The sequence below is a fragment of the Bradyrhizobium sp. LeoB3 genome, assembly GCF_055456055.1.
On the sequence record NZ_JBVBEF010000249.1, the window covers coordinates 1 to 2,487 of the forward strand.

The following is a 2,487-nucleotide window of genomic DNA, read 5'->3' on the forward strand; positions in this document are numbered from 1 at the left end:
GTCGGAATCATTACCTTGAGCCGCTTGCCGCAGATCCGATCCGAGGCCTCCCACAGCGCCACCAGCGCATCCCTGATAGGGGCGCCATAGGTCGGCCTTCGCTGTCGCCGGGCCTCCGGCGAAATTGCAACATGGCTGGCAAGCGCCCGAACCGCGTGCTTGCGATGCCAGCCCGTCACCGCGCAAAGCTCGTCGAGTATGCGCCCCTTATCTGCCCGCCCTGCTGATCGATAAGGTCGCGCTGCCCCGCAGTTATCCTCGTCCTCAGTTTCGTTGTTGGCCTACATAACCGGTGCGATCGGTGGTGCGGAGGCCGAGCGCGTACTGTCGTCAGCTAGGGTTGGGTCTCAGCTGTGCTTGGTTCAAGATCGGATGTCCAAACTTCTGCACGAAGATCGACGTCGCGCGTCAGCTCAGCCTATTCATCGCGGTCACGTGGGTCGCGCGCATTCGGTCCTGACGTCGCTCACCAAATGTTCTACCGTTAGAGCCATTGGTTCCTAAACGAACTACTCTTGGAGACAGGAACCGGCCTGTTATCTAGCTGTCCCTCGGCTAGCGCCCGATACAGCCTGATATGAGCGGATCGGTGGAGGTGGAACGATGGCAAATGCCATGTTGATGGCGGGCTGGAAGGTGATTCCTATCGTCGTGTCGAGGTGATCACCGGGGAACGTCGGCCGCGACGATGGATGGGCGAGGAGAAGGTGCGGATCGTGGCGGAGATGCAGGCCTGCACACTCCGCTCTATGCCGCGGCGTGTCAGCCGCTGCCGATGCGGCGCGAAGAGATCGCGCATCGCTTCGCGACCTTCATCGGCAAGCCATAAGCCGTTAGCGCGCCTACGCGTGGCAGCCGCGCGAGAAACGGCGTCCCGGCGGTTGGTCTCCACACGATCGCCCTCGGCTTGCTTGGGATTAATGATGGCGCCATCACAGTGCATTCTTGGCCGAGTGACCGGATCAGGCGATAAAGACCATAGCCAGTTGGGACGGCTCGTAACAGAAGTGGACGCGGTCAAACCGGTTGGCAATCCGCTCTATGACGCGGCGCATGTTGATTTGATAATGAAAGCATCGACCTCCCGAAGAACCGAACCTTACCCTCCCGGCCTGCATCCGCAATCCCGACGGCATTTCTTAGCCTGGCCACATCGATTCCGACAAAGGCCTCCCTTAATCTGCCACGGCTCGTCCTCGTGATGAGGATCGGCTCGGTACGCCCGAGCAATCTTGGGACGCGCAGTGTTGGGCGAGCCATCTCATGGCAAGAGGCGCGCATACGGCCTTACTATTCAGCCATGTCCGACTGAAGACATTGCGCGTCGGGAAGCCAACGTTGAGATGTAAGCATCCCGCGGGCACAGGGAAGCGCACGATTTCGCGCCTTTCTCCAACTGCACAGAACGTTCTCCGGTGGCACGTATATTGCTGCAAGTGGTGGTGAGGCTCAATTCGCTGAGACCTTCATCGCGCGGTGGACAGCGCTTTCGGAAAGCAAGGATGCTTATAAATGGGAAGCTATATAATCAAATACAAGGCGAATGAAGACTTCGTGATCGGCGTGCACGATCAGGCAGTGGGTGCTCCAATTGTACTTCGCAAAAGACATGCCGCCCTTCGATATATTGTCTGGGATATCGACCTTGCCGCCGGCTCCATTAGGCTGCACGCAAGTGATCGGCTTGCACTTGCGCCAAGCGGTAATGCCATCAGAGAAGCTAGGCTCTACCTTCAGTTCTACGACGCTGCTAACCCTAATCAGCAGTGGGAATTTGGGGAGAACCCAGGTCCTATCTACAGCTTAGTCAATCGCAACCTGTGCATCGATAACAATAATAGCAGAGAGCAAGAAGGCAACCCAATTTGGCTCTATCCGGAGAACGGCACAGTCGCTCAGAAGTGGCAGCATGTACCACTAGCGGGCCTGCGCGCTACGGATCTCGAGGTTGAAGTTGCAGGGTAACTTAAATCCTCTGCGCACGATGAGGTTTCATCAACGTGTGCTCACAGGGCGGGGCCGTCCAGATGTTCGACCCCCTTCCAAAACTCTCACTTAACGGAGGCGAAGATCGAGCGGTTCGAGGCCGTAGCTGTGCTCCATTTGAATTGATGGTGTATCCAATTTAGGTAATTTAGGAGACCTGGAGCGTTTTCAACTGTATGTGGGTCACTACCGTACCCGGCATGTCGAAAGTAGTTTGCACTGCTTGATAAGCTTTCCTATCAGCCTCATCGACGTTGTCACGGTGCGTGCGGGCCGCCGCAGCGCGCACTATGCCCGATCTCTGGCGACGTAACGTGATCGGAAATTGCTCTAGCAGTCTGCTGAAAAACGTGAGGAATGAAGCGTTTTTTTTTTGTTGCGGAGGCCTCGTTGGGCTGGCGCGTCCGGGAGGCTAGGTCTGGGGTGGCTGGGCTGCAACCAGTTTGGGGATGCGGATCAGATTATAGGCGATCAGATTGAGCAGGAAATCGGCGGCGACGC

At 57.2% G+C, this 2,487-nt stretch carries 1 protein-coding gene; it reads left to right on the plus strand.

Translation table 11 applies throughout. The features are described from left to right. Nucleotides 1–1,512 precede the first annotated feature (1,512 nt). Nucleotides 1,513–1,965 (plus strand): RICIN domain-containing protein, encoded by a 453-nt coding sequence (locus ACZXDY_RS45480; RefSeq protein ID WP_463719571.1) that lies wholly within the window; start codon nucleotides 1,513–1,515, stop codon nucleotides 1,963–1,965. Nucleotides 1,966–2,487: the final 522 nt, after the last annotated feature.